The organism is Rhizobacter sp. P2_H3 (assembly GCF_056403355.1).
Genome location: NZ_JBFUFQ010000122.1, coordinates 1 through 17,024 on the forward strand (window position 1 = coordinate 1; position 17,024 = coordinate 17,024).

The following is a 17,024-nucleotide window of genomic DNA, read 5'->3' on the forward strand; positions in this document are numbered from 1 at the left end:
GTGCTGGGCGCCGGGGCGCAGGCGGCGCTGGCGAACTGGCTGGACAGCGCGGAGCGGCTGCGCGGGCACCAGGCGCCTCGTCCCGACGCGGCGCCCGGCCTCCAGCTCGCCGTGCAGGTCGCAGGCCCCGGCCCGCTGGCCGCCCTCAGCACCCGCGAGCGCGAGGTACTGGAGCGCATGGCCGCCGGCGACAGCAACAAGCTGATCGCGCGGGCCTTCGACCTGAGCCCGCACACGGTGAAGCGGCACGTCGCGAACATCCTCGACAAGCTGGGCGCGCAGACGCGCGGGCAGGCGGCGGCGCGCTGGCGCGAAGCGCCCCCTCCCTGATGGAACCCGGATGCGGCGGCGGGCCACTCAGGTCGGTGTCCATTCGATGAGCTTCGAGAAACCACCATGAAACGCATCCGCGATGCATCACCGCCGCGCCACTTCGTTCCCGGCGGCTCGGGCAACCCCGCCGCCGCAGCCCAGACGCAGCGATTGATCGAGGGCATGGCCGCGCTCGACACGTCGCTGGAGGAAGAGTGTGTGCGCCACTTCCAGAGCAGCGCGACCATGCCGAATCCGGCCGTGGAGGCTGCCGACGCGCAGCTCGTGCTCTGCTGGTGTGCCGACAACGGTCTCTTCGACCAGTTCCAGTTGGCTGCCAAAGTCTACGACGCCTGCGTTCACGACCCCGAGGTGAACCGCTTCCGCGACGAAGGCGTCGAGCTCGAATTCGAGCTCGAACACATCACCCCGGACAACCTCGAATTCTTCATCCGCGTCCTGTCCCATTGCCCGCAGATCAAGGGCATCGAACTGCCGATCCCGTCGACACCCGAGCAGGCCGGGCGCCTTGCCGACGCGTTGGCCCACAACACGGGCCTGGATCGGCTCGCACTCTACGCATCCGAAGCGGCCCCGCCCGATTCCGGCGCCTTGGTGCGGCTGTTCTCGCACGCCACGCCCCGCATCAAGGCGCTGTCCGAGCTGAGCATTCACCTGAGGCAGGAGCCGGGCGGCAACGCGGCGTGGATGCCCGCACTGAGCGATGCACTGTCGACACACCTGAAGGCGGAATCAGTCTGGCTGACCTGGCCCTGCTGGTCTACCGAGAGACTGCGGTGGTGGGGCGACACGATCCGCGCGAACCCGCTCCTCTCATCGTTGACCTTGCGTGGCCCCATCGTGGACTCCGCAACGATGAAGGACGTGCTGACGGACGCGCTGCAGAATCCAGCGTGCAAGCTGACGTCGCTTTCGTTCCCCGACGCCACCTTCGACGCCGAGTTCGTCGACCAGCTGATCATGGCCATCAGGGCCAACAATGCACTGATCTCGCTGGATCTCGGCGATACGCCACTGAGTGCCCCTCAAGGTGAGGCGATCGCCGCCCTGCTCCTGCGCAACCGTGAGGTCGCGAAGCGTGCGTCCATGGCGAACCTCGCGCGCGACTGACAGCGCGGGCCACCCGCTCACACCACCACCGGCTCCGGCTCCAGCCGGATCCCGAAGCGCCCGTACACGCTCTCCTGGATCGCACGCGCCAGCGTCACCACCTCGGAGCCGATCGCGCCGCCGCGGTTGACGATCACCAGCGCCTGCTTCTCGTAGACGCCGGCGCGGCCGATGCTCTTGCCCTTCCAGCCGCAGGCGTCGATCATCCAGCCGGCCGCGAGCTTCACGCTGCCGTCGGGCATCGGGTAGTGCACGATCTCCGGGTCGCGGCCGATGATGTCGCGGCATTGCTCCGGCGTCACGACCGGGTTCTTGAAGAAGCTGCCGGCGTTGCCGACCTGGGCCGGGTCGGGCAGCTTGGCGCGGCGGATCGCGCAGACCCAGTCGAACACCTGCTGCGGGCGCGGCGCGCTGATGCCGGTCTCGGCCATCTTGCGCTCCAGCTCCAGGTAGCCCAGCACCGGCTGCCACGGCTTCGGCAGGCGAAAACGCACCCGCGTGATCACGCTGCGGCCGGCCAGCGAATGCTTGAAGACGCTGTCGCGGTAGCCGAAGGCGCAGATGCCGCTCGCCAGCGTGACGCTGCGGCCGGTGACCAGGTCGACCGCGTCCAGCGACTCGAAGCGGTCCTTCAGCTCGATGCCGTAGGCGCCGATGTTCTGCACCGGCGAGGCGCCCACCGTGCCCGGGATCAGCGCCATGTTCTCCAGGCCCGGCCAGCCCTGGGCCAGCGTCCACGCGACGAACTCGTGCCAGTTCTCGCCGGCCCCGGCCTCGACGATCCATGCGGTGTCGGTCTCGCGCACCAGCGCCCGGCCGGTGACCTCGACCTTCAGCACCACCTGCGGCATGTCGCGCGTCAGCACGATGTTGCTGCCGCCGCCCAGCACGAACTTCGGCGCACGGCCGAGCTGCGGGTGGTCGACGACGCGACGCACGTCCGCATCGCTGGCGATGCGCACCAAAGTGTGTGCGACAGCCGGCAATCCGAAGCTGTTGTAGGGTTTCAGGCTGACGCCCGATTCGATTTGCATGCGAGAATTTTCGCTGATCCAGCGAGGAACTACCGATCATGCCCAGCTTCGATGCCGTACTCGACCCCAATCTCGTCGAAGTGCGCAATGCCGTGGACCAGACTGCCAAGGAAATCGGCACCCGTTTCGACTTCAAGGGCTCGTCCGCCCGTGTCGAATTGAAAGAGAAGGAACTGACGGTCTACGCCGACAGCGACTTCCAGATCGGCCAGGTGATGGACATCCTGCTGGCCAAGCTCACCAAACGCAGCGTCGACATCCGCTTCCTCGACCGCAGCGCGAAGATCGAGAAGATCGGCGGCGACAAGGTCAAGCAGTTGATCACCGTCAAGAACGGCATCGACAGCGACACCGCGAAGAAGATCCAGACGCTGATCAAGCAGAGCAAGCTGAAGGTGCAGGCGGCGATCCAGGGCGACACGGTGCGCGTCACCGGCGCCAAGCGCGATGACCTGCAGGCCGCGATGGCGCTGATCCGCAAGGAAGTGTCCGACGCGCCCTTGAGCTTCGACAACTTCCGCGACTGATGGGCCGCGCCCTCCTCGCCGCCGCGCTGGCGGCCGGCGCGCTGTTCGCCGCGGCCGCCTCCGCCCAGACCGTCTCGATGAGCGGTGCGCTGGGCGACAACAAGGCGCTGCTGATGATCAACGGCGCGCCGCGCACGGTGGCCGTCGGCAGCACCGTCCAGGGCGTCAAGCTGATCAGCATGTCGGGCGGCGAGGCCGTCGTCGAGGTCGGCGGCGAGCGCCAGCAGCTGCGGCTCGGCGGCGTGCAGGTCAGCCTCGGGGCCGCGCCGGTCGAAGGCGGCGGCAGCCGCATCGTGCTGCCGGTCGGCCCGGGCGGCCATTTCTACTCGCAAGGCTCGATCAACGGCAAGGCGGTGGTGTTCCTCGTCGACACCGGCGCCACCACCGTGAGCATCTCCCAATCGGAAGCCGACGCCATCGGGTTGAAGTACCGCGACGGCCAGCGCGGCATGGTCAACACCGCCAATGGCTCGGTGACGGCCTGGCGCATCACGCTCAATTCGGTGCGCATCGGCGACGTGCAGGTGTTCAATGTCGATGCCGTCGTCATGCCGGCCTCGATGAGCCAGGTGCTGCTCGGCAACAGCTTCCTGACGCGCTTCCAGATGAAGCGCGACAACGACACGATGACGCTCGACAAGAAACCTTGACCAACGCGCAGCGGGCCGAGCGCCGGGCCGCCCCAAGCCGGCCCGCATCCCCTCGGGGGATCGGTCGACGTACTCGTCGATCGAGGGGTCGTCATCACGTGGGTGGCCGTGCGAAGGCAAAGCTCACCAGCGCCACCACCCCGAGCGCCGCCAGCATCAGCAGCAGCTCGCGGTAGCCGGGCAGCGCCAGCAGCAGCCAGGCCGTCAGCACCGGCGCGGCTGCCCGCGACAACAGCGCGATCGCCGACATCGCCCCGCCGATGCGCCCGACGTGCGCCCGGCCGAAGTACTCGGGCACCAGGTTGCCGCGCACGATCGTCACCAGCCCGTTGGCGATGCCGAACAGCACCGCGAACACGATCAACGCCGCCAAGTGCTCGGCCAGCGCGAAGATCGCGAACGACAGCGGCAGGCCACCCAGCACCGCCAGCCCCAGCCCGCGCGGCGTGACCCGGCGCCCGAAGGCGAGGAACACGAAGCGCCCCGCCACCTGCGCCGGCCCGATCCAGGTCAGCACCGCGAGCGCCTGCACCTCGCTGCGCCCCTTCGACGCGAAGATCGGCATCACATGCGCCCACAGCGTGGCCGCCGAGAACGAGTACAGCGTGAAGGTGGCAGTGAGCAGCCAGAACGCGCGGTGGCGCAGGGCCTCGTGCAGCGTTGCATCGTCAGCGGCGTCGTGCTCGCCACGCGGCGCCTGCGGCGGATCGCTGCCACGCAGCGCCCAGGCGTGCAGTGGTGCCACGCCCAGCAGCAGCACGGCGCCGATCACCGCCAGCGCGATGCGCCAGCCCCAGGCGTTCACCAGCCAGGCCACCGCCGGGAACGACAGCGTGCTCGCGAAGCCGCCCACCAGCGTCAGCGACGTGATGCCGTCGCGGTAGCGCTCCGGAAAGCGCTTGGTCAGCACGGTGAACGCCGGCTCGTACAGGATCATCGCCATCGCCGCGCCCAGCAACACCCACGCGACGTACAGCGTGGCCGGCTGCGCCACCTGCGACCACAGCAGGAAACCGGCACCGGCCAGCACCGCGCCGAGCGTCATCACGCCCCGCCCGTGGCCACGGTCGATCGCCGCGCCGGCCGCGTAGCTGCTCGCGCCCCACACCGCCAGGCCGAGCGTGAAGGCGCCCATCAACACGGGTTTGCTCCAACCCAGCGCCTGCTGCATCGGCAGCACGAAGGACGAGAATGCGTAGTACAGCGCCGCCCAGCTCACCAGCTGGCCGGCAGCCAGCGCGGCCACGGTGGAACGATAGGAAGAAGTCACCGCGGGATTATCGGTAGGCCCGTTGTCGCTGCTGGGACACTTCGTCAGCGCACGACCGTGCTAAAACGCGGCGCACAGGAGACACGACGATGGATTTGAACTTCACGCCCGAAGAGCAGGCCTTCCGACAGAAGATCCGCGGCTGGGTCGCCGAGCACCTGCCGAAGGACATCAGCCACAAGGTGCACAACGCGCTGCGCCTGTCGAAGGACGACCTGCAGCGCTGGGCGAAGATCCTCGGCCAGCAGGGCTGGCACGGCTGGGCCTGGCCGACGCAGTTCGGCGGCCCGGGCTGGAACGCGATCCAGCGCCACCTGTTCGAAGAAGAGTGCGCGCTGGCCGGCGCACCGCGCGTGGTGCCCTTCGGCCCGGTGATGGTCGCGCCGGTGATCATGGCCTTCGGCTCGCCCGAGCAACAGAGGCGCCACCTGCCCGGCATCATGAGCGGCGAGGTGTGGTGGAGCCAGGGCTACAGCGAGCCGGGCTCGGGCTCCGACCTCGCGTCGCTGAAGTGCCGCGCCGAGCGCCGCGGCGACTACTACGTCGTCAACGGCCAGAAGACCTGGACCACGCTCGGCCAGTACGGCGACTGGATCTTCTGCCTGGTGCGCACCAGCACCGAAGGCAAGCCGCAGACCGGCATCAGCTTCCTGCTGATCGACATGAAGAGCCCCGGCATCACGGTGCGGCCGATCATCACGATGGACGGCGAGCACGAGGTCAACGAGGTCTGGTTCGACGACGTCGAGGTGCCGGCGGACAACCTGGTCGGCGAGGAGAACAAGGGCTGGACCTACGCCAAGTACCTGCTGGCCCACGAGCGCACCAACATCGCCGACGTGAACCGCTCGAAGCGCGAGCTGGAGCGGCTCAAGCGCATCGCGAAGGCGGAGAAGGTCTACGATGACGTGCGCTTCCGCGACGAGATCGCGAAGCTGGAGGTCGAGATCGTCGCGCTGGAGATGATGGTGCTGCGGGTGCTCAGCGCTGAAAAGTCCGGCAAGCAGTCGCTGGACGTCGCCGGGCTGCTGAAGATCCGCGGCAGCGAGATCCAGCAGCGCCTGACCGAACTGCTGATGCTGGCGGCCGGGCCGTACAGCGTGCCCTTCATCCACGACGCCATGGAGGCCGGCTGGCAGGGTGACCACGTCGGCGCGGCGTATTGCGCGCCGCTGGCCGCGACCTATTTCAACGTGCGCAAGACCACGATCTACGGCGGCAGCAACGAGGTGCAACGCAACATCGTCGCGCAGACGGTGCTGGGGTGACATGTTGGCCCCCACGTCATTTCATTCCTGCCCCCCGAGGGGGCGCTCAGCCGCCTTGGGGCGGCCCTGCGGCAGCTGAGGAAACGACATGGACTTCGACTTCTCCGACGATCAAGAGATGCTGCGCGACTCGGTGCGCAAGTGGGTCGCCAAGGGCTACGACGCCGAGCGGCGCAAGCGCATCGTGCAGGCCGGGGGCTGCTCGCGCGAGGCGTGGCGCGAGATGGCCGACCTCGGGCTGGCCGGGCTGTTCGTGCCCGAGGCGCTGGGCGGCATGGGCTTCGGGCCGACCGACGCGATGGTGGTGATGGAGGAACTCGGTCGTGGCCTGGTGCTGGAACCCTATGCGCAAGGCGCGCTGATCGCCGGCGGCGTGCTGTCGGCCTGCGCGCCGCAGCCGGCGATCGACGGCTGGCTCGGGAAGATCGCCGCTGGCGACGCGCTGGTCGTGCTGGCACACCAGGAGCGCGGCGCGCGCTACCGGCTGGCGCGCGTCGAGACCTCGGCGAAGGCGGCCGGCAGCGCGTGGACGCTCAACGGCGCGAAGAGCCTCGTGCCGGCCGGTGACCTGGCGGATGCGTTCATCGTGCCGGCCCGGGTGTCGGGTGCGGTCGACGACCCGGCGGGCGTCGCGCTGTTCCTCGTCGAACGCCGCGCCGCCGGCGTGAAGACGCGCGGCTACGGCACCGCCGATGGCGCGCGTGCGGCCGAGCTGGCGCTCGCTGATGCGCCGGCCACGCTGCTGGTGGCTGCCGGCGATGGTCATGCAGCGCTGGAGCATGCGGCCGACATCGGCATCGCCGCGCTCTGCGCCGAGGCGGTCGGCGCGATGGACCAGCTGGTCGCGGTGACCGTCGAGTACATGAACACGCGCAAGCAGTTCGGCGTCGCGATCGCGAGCTTCCAGGCGCTGCGCCACCGCATCGCCGACGTGAAGATGCAGCTGGAGCTGGCACGCTCGATGAGCTACTTCGCGACGCTGAAGATGAACGAACCGGCCGCGGCGCGGCGGCGCGCGCTGGCGCAGGCCAAGTACCAGCTCGGTGTCTCGATGCGCTTCGTCGGCCAGCAATGCATCCAGCTGCACGGCGGCATCGGCGTCACCGACGAGTACATCGCCGGTCACTACTTCAAGCGGCTGACGGTGATGGAGCTGAGCTTCGGCGACACGCTGCACCAGCTGGGCGAGGTGTCGACGCGCATGCAGGACACGGCAGGCGTCTTCGCGTAGCGGGGGCGGCGATGCGGCCGCCATAATCAGCGGCTCCATGTCCGACTCCCTGCGATGCATTCGACACCCGGTCTGAGCGCCGTTGCCGGCCTGCGTGTCGGCCACTTCACCGACACCCGCCGGCCGACCGGCTGCACCGTCGTGCTCGCGCCCGCGGGCGCCGTGGGTGGCGTCGACGTGCGCGGCGCCGCGCCGGGCACGCGCGAGACCGATCTGCTGTCGCCGCTGAATGCCGTCGAACACGTGCACGCGGTGCTGCTGGCCGGCGGCAGCGCATTCGGGCTCGACGCGGCCGGCGGCGTGATGCGCTGGCTCGAGGAGCGCGGCATCGGCTACCCGGTCGGCGCGCACCGCGTGCCGATCGTGCCGGCCGCGATCCTGTTCGACCTGTCGGTCGGCGACGGCCGCATCCGTCCCGATGCCGATGCCGGCTACGCCGCCTGCGAGGCCGCGAGCGACGCGCCCTGCGCCGAGGGCAATGTCGGCGCCGGCGCCGGTGCGCTGGTCGGCAAGCTGTTCGGGCTCGGCCGCGCGATGCGTGGCGGGCTCGGCCACGCCTGCATCACGGTGGACGGCATCACGGTCGGCGCGTGGGTCGCCGTGAACGCAGTCGGCGACGTGATCGATCCGCGCAGCGGCCGCGTGCTGGCCGGCGCGCGCAGCGCCGACGGCCTGGGCCTGCTCGACACCACGCAGGCCTTGCTGCGCGGCGAGCTGCCGCAGCCGATGCAAGCCGGCGCCGCGACGACGATCGGCGTGGTCGGCACCGACGCCGTGCTGACCAAGGCCCAGGCCAACAAGCTCGCGCAGACCGCGCACGACGGGCTCGCGCGCAGCATCAGCCCGGTCCACACGCAGAGCGACGGCGACACGCTGTTCGCGCTGGCCACCGGTGCCAGCGGGCGCAGCGCCCACTCCACCTTGCTCGGCACGATGGCGGCGGAGGCGACGGCCCGCGCCGTCGTGCGCGCGATCGAGGCCGCCACCGCCTGGGGCCCGTATCCCGCCGCGCGCGACCTGGGCCTGCCGGCATGAGCGACGCCGCCCCGACCGACGCCTTCCCGCCCATCGTCTTCGTGCACGGCAACGGCGACACCGCCGCGCTGTGGCTGACCACCGTCTGGCGCTTCGAGAGCAACGGCTGGCCGCGCGAGCGGCTGCAGGCGATCGACATGCCCTGCCCGCTTGCGCGCGACGACGACGGCATCGCGCAGCCCGGCCGCAGTTCCAGCGACGACGCCCGGCGCTGCGTGGCCGACACCGTCGAGCAGGCCTGCCGCCGGCATGGCGTGGCACAGGTGGTGCTGATCGCCAACTCGCGCGGCGGCTTCGCGGTGCGCAACTTCATCGCGAACGGCGGCGCGCCGCAGGTCTCGCACGCCATCCTCGGCGGCACGCCGAACCATGGCGTGTGGGCCGATGCCGGCTTCCGGCCGGGCAACGAGTTCAACGGCGCCGGGCCGTTCCTGCAGCGCCTGAACGGCAGCGGCGCCGACGAGACGACACCTGGCCCGCGCTGGATGACGGTGCGCTCCGACGGCCTCGACAAGTACGCGCAGCCCGACGGCCTGTGGATCGGCGCGCCCGGCCGGCCGACCGGTGTCGATGCCGACGGGCCGGCGCTGCGCGGCGCCCACAACGTCGTGATCGCCGGCATCGATCACCGCGAGACTTCGTTCGGCCCGGCGGCCTTCGACGCGATGTGGCGCTTTCTCACCGGCCGCGCGCCCGGCACTGTGCAGCCGGTGCCGGCGGACGCCGCGATCGCACTCTCCGGCACCGTCTCCGGCCTGCACCCGCAGGCCGCGGTGCCCGACAACCTGCCGCTGGCCGGTGCCACCGTCGAGGTGCACGCCACCGATCCCGCCACCGGCGAACGCATCGGCGCGCCGCTGTACCGCCACAGCGTCGGCCCGGACGGCGCCTGGGGACCGCTCGCGACCGACACCCGCACGCCGCTGGAGTTCGTCATCACCGCCGCCGGCCACGACACGACGCACCTCTACCGCTCGCCGTTCGCGCGGTCATCGTCGCTGGTGCACCTGCGCGCGATGCGGCTGGCCGATGTGGACGCCGACGCCGACCCGGTGGCCAACGACGACGCGCTCTCGCTGGTGCAGCTGAGCCGCCCGCGCGGCTACTTCGGCGTGCCGCGCGACCGCATCCTGCTCGACGGCCATCCGCCGGCCGGGCTGCCGCCGGGCGTGCCGGGGCTGTCGCTGGCCGCCGTCAAGATCACCGACACCGCGGGCCGCGCGGTGGCCGGAGAATTCAATGGCGAGCGCATCGTCGGCCGCGCCTGGCCGTGCGCCGGCGGCCATGTCGTGCTGCTCGAACTCCATTTCTGAGCGCACGACTGCACCGTTTCAGCAGGGCAACTCCAGCACCGTCCGGCAGGAAACCGCCTGCAGGGCGTCGGACAGCATGGCGCAGCGATTGCGTCCGAACCCGTCGATGTCGACGAGCGTCAGCCGGTGCAGGCGAAGCTTCGGGATGTCTTCGATCAGCGAGGCCAGGAAGCGCGACGTGCAGCCCATCGTGCCGATGGCCTCCAGGATCAGGTGGGTGACGCCGGCACGGCGTGTGGGCATCGCCGCCAGCAGGGTCATCGCGGTGGCGGCGCTGCACGCCCTCAACGTGAGGCGCTCCAGCGCGGGCTGCCGGCAGGCGATCCCGGCGAGCTGGTCCGCGCAGTCGCACCACCATGATTCCCCATGCAGCGTCAGCGCCTGCAGCTGCGGATTGGCACGAATGATCTTCGGGACCATCGATTTCCAGAGCGCCTTGTCCCGGCTGGATCCGATGGTCAGCGCGGTCAGGCTGCCGTCGAGCGTCAGCACGCGGGCCAGGCCGGCGGCGGCCTGGGCCTTCCCGGCACACCCGAAGGGCGCGCTCGACAGGTCGAGATGCGCCGGCGGCCCCTCTTGCAACAACCGGGCGAGGTGTTCGAGCGTCGACAGGCTGATCTGCCGGGCCCGGAGCCGGATGGTGCGGCCCTGCTCGTCGAGCAGCCAGGGGCACGCCCCGAGGCCGCTGCGACAATCCCGACAACCCGTCATGAAGCCATCCCGCGTCAAATGAACGATCTGGCTGAGTGACGCCACCCTCCCCCGGGGTTCCCGGCGAAGCCGGGGCCGAACCGCCCTTCCGAACGAAAGAGATCGTCGATGCGCTTGTCGCAGGTGTTGTTTTCCCAAGGCTTCGGCACACGCCGCGAATGCGAGGGCCTGGTCTGGCACGGGCTGGTGTCGGTCGGCGGACGGGTCATCGAGGAGCCGGCCGAAGAGGTCGACACCGAGGGCCTGGTGTTCACGGTGCAGGGCCGCGACTGGCGTTTTCACGAGAAGGCGCTGGTGCTGCTGCACAAGCCGACCGGCCACGAATGCTCGCAGAAGCCGAAGCACCACCCGAGCGTGCTGAACCTGCTGCCCCCGCCGCTGCGCAACCGCGGCGTGCAGCCGGTCGGCCGGCTCGACGAGGACACCACCGGCCTGCTGCTGCTGACCGACGACGGCACGCTGATCCACCGGCTGACCTCGCCGAAGCACCACGTGCCGAAGGTCTACGAGGTGACGGCGAAACACGAGGTGACGCCCGGGCAGGTGGCGCAGCTGCTGGCCGGCGTGGTGCTCGACGACGACCCGGCGCCGGTGCGCGCCGCGGCCTGCGAGGCAACCGGTGAAACCACGCTGCGGCTCACGCTGACCGAAGGCAAGTACCACCAGGTCAAGCGCATGGTGGCCGCGGTGGGCAACCGGGTCGAAGGCCTGCACCGCAGCGCCTTCGGCGAGCTGACGCTGAAAGGCGTGCCGAGCGGCGCGTGGCGCTGGGTCAGCGCGGCGGAGCGGGAACAGCTGGAGCGCAAGCGCTGATCCAAGGGGGGTGGCACCGCGAGCGGCCCGCTGCGCCGCGACGGATAATGCCCGCCCATGCGCGTCTTCAGCGGTTTCAACCATCCCGGCATCGCCGATGCCTGCGCCCTCACGATCGGCAACTTCGACGGCGTCCACCGCGGCCACCAGGCCATGCTGGCGCTGCTGCGCAACGAGGCCCAGCACCGCGGGCTGCCCTCGTGCGTGATGACCTTCGAGCCGCACCCGCGCGACTACTTCGCCCGCGCCGCCGGCAAGCCGGAGCTCGCGCCAGCGCGCATCGCGACGCTRCGCGACAAGCTCTCCGAGCTGGAGCGCTGCGGCGTCGACCAGGTCGTCGTGCTGCGCTTCGACCATGCGCTCGCGTCGCTGTCGCCCGAGGCCTTCATCGTCGACATGCTGGTGCGCGGCCTGGGCGCCCGCTACATCCTGGTCGGCGACGACTTCCGCTTCGGTGCGAAGCGGGCCGGCGACTACGCGATGCTCGATGCCGCCGGCCCGGCGCAGGGCTTCGACGTCGCCCGCATGAAGAGCTACGAGGTGCACGGGCTGCGGGTGTCGAGTTCGGCGGTGCGCCAGGCGCTGGCCGACGGCGACATGGCGCAGGCCGAATCGCTGCTCGGCCGCACCTACAGCATCAGCGGCCACGTGGTGCACGGCCGCAAGCTCGGCCGCGAGCTGGGGTTCCGCACGCTGAACCTGCGCTTCGCGCACGCCAAGTCGGCGGCGATGGGCATCTACGCGGTGCGCACCCACGGCCTGGGCGAGCAGCCGCTGGACGGGGTCGCGAGCCTGGGTGTGCGCCCGACGGTGGAAGACGCCGGCCGCGTGCTGCTCGAAGTGCATTGCCTCGATTGGCCCGCACGCCTCGGGGCCGAGGGGGCCTACGGTAAACTCGTCCGCGTGGAACTGCTGCACAAACTTCGCGATGAGGCCCGTTTCGACGGGCTGGAAGCCCTGACGGCGGCGATCGAGCAGGACGTGCAGGACGCCCGCGTGTGCCTCGCCTCGTACGCCGCGCAACGCCGCCAGACCACGCGCGACCGAATTTAACGCTCGCCGCTCCTCCCCTTCTTTTCGCGAGCCCCGGCGCCTGGCGCCGGCACCCTGCCTTCGAGACGCGCCGCGCGGCGCGCAAAGCCATGACCGACAAGACCACGGACTACCGAAGCACCCTCAACCTGCCCGACACGCCGTTCCCGATGCGCGGCGACCTGCCCAAGCGCGAACCGGGCTGGATCAAGGAGTGGAGCGACCAGGGCATCTACAAGCAGCTGCGCGACGCCCGCGTGAACCGCCCGCGCTTCGTGCTGCACGACGGCCCGCCCTACGCCAACGGCACGCTGCACGTCGGCCACGCGGCCAACAAGATCCTGAAGGACATGATCGTCAAGGCGCGCCAGCTGGCCGGCTACGACGCGCGCTACACGCCGGGCTGGGACTGCCACGGCCTGCCGATCGAGAACCAGATCGAGAAGACCTTCGGCCGCAACCTCGAACGCGCTGACGTGCAGGCGAAGAGCCGCACCTACGCCGGCGAGCAGATCGCGCAGCAGATGGCCGACTTCAAGCGCGTCGGCGTGCTGGGCGACTGGGACCACCCGTACCGCACGATGGATTTCGGCAACGAGGCCAACGAGATCCGCGTGCTGAAGCGCCTGATCGAGCGCGGCTTCGTGTACCGCGGGCTGAAGCCGGTCTACTGGTGCTTCGACTGCCACTCGTCGCTGGCCGAGTTCGAGATCGAGTACGCCGACAAGCAGTCGCAGGCGGTCGACGTCGCCTTCCTCGCGGCCGAGCCCGCGAAGCTGGCCACGGCCTTCGGCCTGCCGTCGCTCGCGAAGGACGCGTTCGCGGTGATCTGGACCACCACCGCGTGGACCATCCCCGCCAACCAGGCGCTGAACCTGAACCCGGCACTCGAGTACGCGCTGGTCGACACCGAGCGCGGCATCCTGCTGCTGGCGTCGGCGCTGGTCGACAAGTGCCTGGAGCGCTACGGCCTCACCGGCAGCGTGCTCGCCACCACGCTCGGCAAGAACCTCGACGGCATCACCTTCCGCCACCCGCTGGCCCACGTCGATCCCGGCTACGACCGCGTGAGCCCGGTGTACCTGGCCGACTACGCCACCGCCGACGACGGCACCGGCATCGTGCACTCGTCGCCGGCCTATGGCGTGGACGACTTCAACTCCTGCCGCGAGCACGGGCTGGCGATCGACGACATCCTGAACCCGGTGCAGGGCAACGGCGTCTACGAGGCGACGCTGCCGCTGTTCGGCGGCCTGCACATCTGGAAGGCCGCGCCGCTGGTGGCCGATGCGCTGCGCGACGCCGGCCGGCTGCTCGCCACCTCGAAGCTGACACACAGCTACCCGCACTGCTGGCGCCACAAGACGCCGGTGATCTACCGCGCCGCGGCGCAGTGGTTCGTGCGCATGGATGAAGGCGACGGCGTGTTCACGAAGGACAAGGCGCCGAAGACGCTGCGCCAGACCGCGCTGGAGGCCATCGGCGAGACCAGCTTCTTCCCGGAGAACGGGCGGACCCGGCTGCACGACATGATCGCGAACCGGCCCGACTGGTGCATCAGCCGCCAGCGCAACTGGGGCGTGCCGCTGCCGTTCTTCCTGCACAAGGCGACGGGTGAACTGCACCCCGACACGATGGCGCTGATCGACCGCGCGGCCGAGGTGGTGCAGCAAGGCGGCGTCGAGGCCTGGTCGAAGCTGACGGTCGACGAGGTGCTGGGCGCCGAGGCCGGCGACTACATCAAGAGCAACGACATCCTCGACGTCTGGTTCGATTCGGGCTCGACCTTCTTCCACGTGCTCAACGAGAAGGTGGGCAGCCAGCCGGGCACGACCGGCGGGCCGAACGGTGCGGCCGGTCCCGAGGCCGACCTGTACCTCGAAGGCCACGACCAGCACCGCGGCTGGTTCCACTCGTCGCTGCTGATCGCCTGCGCGATGGAAGGCCATGCGCCGTACCGCGGCCTGCTGACGCACGGCTTCACGGTCGACGGCMAGGGCCGCAAGATGAGCAAGAGCCTGGGCAACTTCATCTCGCTGCAGGATTCGGTGCAGGAGATGGGGGCCGAGATCCTGCGCCTGTGGTGTGCGGCGACCGACTACTCGGGCGACCTCGCGATCGACAAGAAGATCCTGGCGCGCGTCGTCGATGCATACCGCCGCATCCGCAACACGCTGCGCTTCATGCTGGCCAACACCAGCGATTTCGATCCGGCGACCGATGCGGTGCCGGTCGGGCAGATGCTCGAGATCGACCGCTACGCACTCGCGCGCGCGGCGCAGTTCCAGGCCGAGGTGCTGAAGCACTACGAGGTGTACGAGTTCCACCCGGTGGTGGCCAAGCTGCAGGTGTTCTGCAGCGAGGACCTGGGCGCGTTCTGGCTGGACGTGCTGAAGGACCGGCTGTACACCACCGCGCCGAAGTCGCTCGCGCGGCGCAGCGCGCAGACCGCGCTGTGGCACGTGACGCACGCGATGCTGCGCTGGATGGCGCCGTTCCTGAGCTTCACTGCGGAAGAGGCGTGGAAGGTGTTCGCGCCGGGGCAGTCGGCATCGATCTTCATCGAGACCTTCAGCGACACCTCGGCCTGGGCCGACGACGCACTGCTCGCGAAGTGGAGCCGCCTGCGCGAGATCCGCGACGTGGCCAACAAGGAGATCGAGGCGCTGCGAAGCGCGGGCCAGGTGGGCTCGTCGCTGCAGGCCGAGTTGCTGATCACCGCGGCGGCCGACGACCATGCGCTGCTCGCGTCGCTCGGCGACGACCTGCGCTTCGTGACGATCACGTCGCAGGCGCGGATCGCGGCGGGCGCGGCGCTGGCCGTCAGCGTCACGCCGTCGGCGGCGACCAAGTGCGAGCGCTGCTGGCACTACCGCGACGATGTCGGCAGCGAGGCGCGGCATCCGACGATCTGCGGCAGGTGCACAAGTAACCTGTACGGTGACGGCGAGACGCGTACAGTCGCCTGAACCTTCCCTCAAGGAGCCCTCGATGAACCACAGCAATCCTCGCGCGGAGTACCCTGACCTGTTCAAGCTCCCCGTTGATGAGCGGGTGCAGCTGGCCGAGGAGTTGTGGGAAAGCATCGTGGCAGAAACGAAGGACGACCGCACCCCGGTGTCCGAAGCCATCGCACTCGCGCTCCTGCGCAATCGCTGAAAACATGTCCTTCAAGAAATCCTCCGCATCCCTGCTCCCCTGGCTGGGCATCGCCCTCGTCATCATCGTGCTCGACCAGCTGACCAAGTCGCTGATCCTCGCCAACTTCGCGTACGGCGACAGCGTGCACGTCACGCCGTTCTTCAACGTGGTCCGGGTGCACAACACCGGCGCGGCGTTCTCGTTCCTGGCCGGCGCGTCGGGCTGGCAGCGCTGGTTCTTCGTCGGGCTGGGGGCAGTGGCCGCCGGCTTCATCGTCTGGATGCTGCGCAGCCACGGCGGGCAGAAGCTGTTCGCCTGGGCGCTCGCGCTGATCCTCGGCGGCGCGCTCGGCAACGTGATCGACCGGCTGCTGCACGGCTACGTCGTCGACTTCATCCAGGTGCACTGGGCCGACAAGTTCTTTCCGTCGTTCAACCTCGCCGACAGCGCGATCACGCTCGGCGCGATCCTGCTGATCGTCGACGAGCTGCGCCGGGTGCGGCGCGGCAAGTGATCGTCAGGCCGCCACGCCGACGATCACGCTCGACGCCTTGAAGACGGCGGTGGCCGAACTGCCGACCTCCAGCGCCAGTGCCTGCGCGCTGTCGTTGGTGATGATCGCCGCCACCGCGCCGCCGCCGGCCAGCGCCAGCACCACCTCGCAGTTCACCGCGCCCGGCGTGACGCGCGACACCACGCCCTTCAGCTGGTTGCGCGCCGACAGCCGCACGCCGCGCATGTCGGCCATCAGGATGATCGACGAGGCCTTGATCAGCGCGAACGCCTTCGCGCCGACCGCGAGGCCGAGCTCGGCCGTGCTCTCGTGCGTGATGCTCGCGACGATGCGCAGCCCGCCGATCGCCTCGAGCTCGACCTCGTCATTGATGGCCCCGCCGCGCAGCGACACCACGGTGCCGGCGAACTGGTTGCGTGCGCTCGTTCTCATCGCCAGCCCTTCCATCAGTGAATAGTCGCCGGCCAGGCCACCCGCTTGCCGGTTCAGCCGCTCGACGAAACGTGCATGCTCCTGCTGGATCAGCACGACATTGCGCAGCAGCTGCTCGCCGCGCGGCGTGAGCCGCGTGCGCCCGCCGCCGGTCCCGCCGGCGCTGCGTTCCAGCAGCGGCTCGCCGGCCAGGTTGCTCATCTGCTCGACCGCATCCCACGCGCCCTTGTAGCTGAAGCCGGCGGCCTTCGCGGCCTGCGTGATCGAGCCGAGCCGCGCGATCTCCACCAGCAGCGCGATGCGCCGCGTGCCGGCCAGGCTCTGCCCGCCGAGGTTCAGCGTCAGCTCGGCGCCGACGGTCAGCGCTTCGGCCGGCGCGTCAGCCACTGACGACTCCCTCTCGCAGCTGCAGCACCTGTTCGCCGAAGCGGCCCAGGTCGTCCGGGTCATGCGTGATCATCACGAGCGGGATGTCGATCTGCGACAGCAGCCGGTCCAGCTCGTCGCGCGTGCGCTCGCGAAGCGCCGGGTCGAGCGCGGAGAACGGCTCGTCGAGCAGCAGCGCGCGCGGCCCGTTGACGAGCACACGCGCAAGCGCGGTGCGCTGGCG

17 protein-coding genes and 1 pseudogene are annotated in these 17,024 nt (G+C 70.0%); 13 read left to right on the plus strand and 5 right to left on the minus strand.

The features are described from left to right. A partial coding sequence (locus AC1D1T_RS20265; RefSeq protein WP_477992381.1) for a response regulator transcription factor occupies positions 1 to 330 on the plus strand: 330 nt, incomplete at its 5' end. Between the two features lie 66 nt (positions 331 to 396). After that, entirely contained in the window at positions 397 to 1,443 is a 1,047-nt protein-coding gene (locus AC1D1T_RS20270) for a hypothetical protein (RefSeq protein WP_477826669.1), read from the plus strand. A 17-nt stretch (positions 1,444 to 1,460) separates the two neighbouring features. On the opposite strand, the gene murB is transcribed toward AC1D1T_RS20270, so the two are convergent. Beyond that, entirely contained in the window at positions 1,461 to 2,477 is a 1,017-nt protein-coding gene (murB, locus tag AC1D1T_RS20275; RefSeq protein ID WP_477826670.1) for a UDP-N-acetylmuramate dehydrogenase, read from the minus strand. A gap of 38 nt (positions 2,478 to 2,515) precedes the next feature. On the opposite strand from murB, the gene AC1D1T_RS20280 reads away from it, so the two are divergent. Next, positions 2,516 to 3,004: a YajQ family cyclic di-GMP-binding protein gene (locus tag AC1D1T_RS20280; RefSeq protein ID WP_477826671.1), complete on the plus strand. Its 489-nt coding sequence runs from the start codon at positions 2,516 to 2,518 to the stop codon at positions 3,002 to 3,004. Continuing rightward, on the plus strand, positions 3,004 to 3,654 hold the full coding sequence (locus AC1D1T_RS20285) for a retropepsin-like aspartic protease family protein (protein WP_477992382.1): 651 nt from the start codon (positions 3,004 to 3,006) through the stop codon (positions 3,652 to 3,654). Before AC1D1T_RS20280 ends, AC1D1T_RS20285 begins: the two co-directional genes overlap by 1 nt. 94 nt (positions 3,655 to 3,748) lie before the next feature. On the opposite strand, the gene AC1D1T_RS20290 is transcribed toward AC1D1T_RS20285, so the two are convergent. After that, entirely contained in the window at positions 3,749 to 4,924 is a 1,176-nt protein-coding gene (locus AC1D1T_RS20290) for an MFS transporter (RefSeq protein ID WP_477992383.1), read from the minus strand. Positions 4,925 to 5,013: 89 nt separating this feature from the next. On the opposite strand from AC1D1T_RS20290, the gene AC1D1T_RS20295 reads away from it, so the two are divergent. The 4 genes from AC1D1T_RS20295 to AC1D1T_RS20310 all read left to right on the plus strand — a co-directional run bounded on the left by AC1D1T_RS20295 (position 5,014) and on the right by AC1D1T_RS20310 (position 9,771). Further along, the gene (locus AC1D1T_RS20295) at positions 5,014 to 6,192 is read left to right on the plus strand and encodes an acyl-CoA dehydrogenase family protein (protein WP_477992384.1); all 1,179 of its coding nucleotides are present in this window, start codon (positions 5,014 to 5,016) and stop codon (positions 6,190 to 6,192) included. Positions 6,193 to 6,280: 88 nt separating this feature from the next. Next, positions 6,281 to 7,423, plus strand: coding sequence for an acyl-CoA dehydrogenase family protein (locus AC1D1T_RS20300; RefSeq protein ID WP_477992385.1), 1,143 nt, complete (start codon positions 6,281 to 6,283; stop codon positions 7,421 to 7,423). Between the two features lie 54 nt (positions 7,424 to 7,477). Beyond that, positions 7,478 to 8,458 (plus strand): P1 family peptidase, encoded by a 981-nt coding sequence (locus AC1D1T_RS20305; protein ID WP_477845044.1) that lies wholly within the window; start codon positions 7,478 to 7,480, stop codon positions 8,456 to 8,458. Further along, on the plus strand, positions 8,455 to 9,771 hold the full coding sequence (locus AC1D1T_RS20310; protein ID WP_477828209.1) for a twin-arginine translocation pathway signal: 1,317 nt from the start codon (positions 8,455 to 8,457) through the stop codon (positions 9,769 to 9,771). Before AC1D1T_RS20305 ends, AC1D1T_RS20310 begins: the two co-directional genes overlap by 4 nt. A gap of 18 nt (positions 9,772 to 9,789) precedes the next feature. Here the strand turns inward: AC1D1T_RS20310 and AC1D1T_RS20315 are convergent, their stop codons facing one another. Further along, positions 9,790 to 10,482, minus strand: a complete 693-nt coding sequence (locus AC1D1T_RS20315) for a hypothetical protein (protein ID WP_477992386.1) — start codon at positions 10,480 to 10,482, stop codon at positions 9,790 to 9,792. A gap of 108 nt (positions 10,483 to 10,590) precedes the next feature. Between AC1D1T_RS20315 and AC1D1T_RS20320 the strand changes: the two genes are divergently transcribed. The 5 genes from AC1D1T_RS20320 (at position 10,591) to lspA (ending at position 15,982) form a co-directional block, all read left to right on the plus strand. Next, complete coding sequence (locus AC1D1T_RS20320) at positions 10,591 to 11,295, plus strand: pseudouridine synthase (RefSeq protein WP_047504383.1); 705 nt, start codon at positions 10,591 to 10,593, stop codon at positions 11,293 to 11,295. A gap of 57 nt (positions 11,296 to 11,352) precedes the next feature. After that, complete coding sequence (locus AC1D1T_RS20325) at positions 11,353 to 12,348, plus strand: bifunctional riboflavin kinase/FAD synthetase (RefSeq protein ID WP_477839722.1); 996 nt, start codon at positions 11,353 to 11,355, stop codon at positions 12,346 to 12,348. A gap of 89 nt (positions 12,349 to 12,437) precedes the next feature. Continuing rightward, positions 12,438 to 15,296 (plus strand): isoleucine--tRNA ligase, encoded by a 2,859-nt coding sequence (gene ileS, locus AC1D1T_RS20330; protein ID WP_477992387.1) that lies wholly within the window; start codon positions 12,438 to 12,440, stop codon positions 15,294 to 15,296. Positions 15,297 to 15,318: 22 nt separating this feature from the next. Further along, complete coding sequence (locus AC1D1T_RS20335) at positions 15,319 to 15,486, plus strand: addiction module protein (protein ID WP_197066853.1); 168 nt, start codon at positions 15,319 to 15,321, stop codon at positions 15,484 to 15,486. 4 nt (positions 15,487 to 15,490) lie between these two features. Next, positions 15,491 to 15,982 (plus strand): signal peptidase II, encoded by a 492-nt coding sequence (gene lspA / locus AC1D1T_RS20340; RefSeq protein ID WP_465111889.1) that lies wholly within the window; start codon positions 15,491 to 15,493, stop codon positions 15,980 to 15,982. 3 nt (positions 15,983 to 15,985) lie between these two features. Here lspA and AC1D1T_RS20345 read toward each other — a convergent pair whose 3' ends face one another. Then, entirely contained in the window at positions 15,986 to 16,864 is an 879-nt protein-coding gene (locus tag AC1D1T_RS20345; RefSeq protein WP_477839719.1) for a TOBE domain-containing protein, read from the minus strand. Further along, a pseudogene (locus AC1D1T_RS20350) lies at positions 16,794 to 17,024 on the minus strand (ABC transporter ATP-binding protein); the annotation flags it as partial. The pseudogene AC1D1T_RS20350 and the gene AC1D1T_RS20345, both read right to left, overlap by 71 nt.

Bases quoted from the DNA above. Each gene is read 5' to 3' on its own strand.
- AC1D1T_RS20315 (WP_477992386.1), bottom strand. From the start codon at position 10,482: ATGACGGGTTGTCGGGATTGTCGCAGCGGCCTCGGGGCGTGCCCCTGG.
- AC1D1T_RS20270 (WP_477826669.1), top strand. From the start codon at position 397: ATGAAACGCATCCGCGATGCATCACCGCCGCGCCACTTCGTTCCCGGC.
- AC1D1T_RS20295 (WP_477992384.1), top strand. From the start codon at position 5,014: ATGGATTTGAACTTCACGCCCGAAGAGCAGGCCTTCCGACAGAAGATC.
- AC1D1T_RS20320 (WP_047504383.1), top strand. From the start codon at position 10,591: ATGCGCTTGTCGCAGGTGTTGTTTTCCCAAGGCTTCGGCACACGCCGC.
- AC1D1T_RS20285 (WP_477992382.1), top strand. From the start codon at position 3,004: ATGGGCCGCGCCCTCCTCGCCGCCGCGCTGGCGGCCGGCGCGCTGTTC.
- murB (WP_477826670.1), bottom strand. From the start codon at position 2,477: ATGCAAATCGAATCGGGCGTCAGCCTGAAACCCTACAACAGCTTCGGA.
- AC1D1T_RS20280 (WP_477826671.1), top strand. From the start codon at position 2,516: ATGCCCAGCTTCGATGCCGTACTCGACCCCAATCTCGTCGAAGTGCGC.
- AC1D1T_RS20345 (WP_477839719.1), bottom strand. From the start codon at position 16,864: ATGACCCGGACGACCTGGGCCGCTTCGGCGAACAGGTGCTGCAGCTGC.
- AC1D1T_RS20300 (WP_477992385.1), top strand. From the start codon at position 6,281: ATGGACTTCGACTTCTCCGACGATCAAGAGATGCTGCGCGACTCGGTG.
- AC1D1T_RS20305 (WP_477845044.1), top strand. From the start codon at position 7,478: ATGCATTCGACACCCGGTCTGAGCGCCGTTGCCGGCCTGCGTGTCGGC.
- AC1D1T_RS20335 (WP_197066853.1), top strand. From the start codon at position 15,319: ATGAACCACAGCAATCCTCGCGCGGAGTACCCTGACCTGTTCAAGCTC.
- AC1D1T_RS20310 (WP_477828209.1), top strand. From the start codon at position 8,455: ATGAGCGACGCCGCCCCGACCGACGCCTTCCCGCCCATCGTCTTCGTG.
- lspA (WP_465111889.1), top strand. From the start codon at position 15,491: ATGTCCTTCAAGAAATCCTCCGCATCCCTGCTCCCCTGGCTGGGCATC.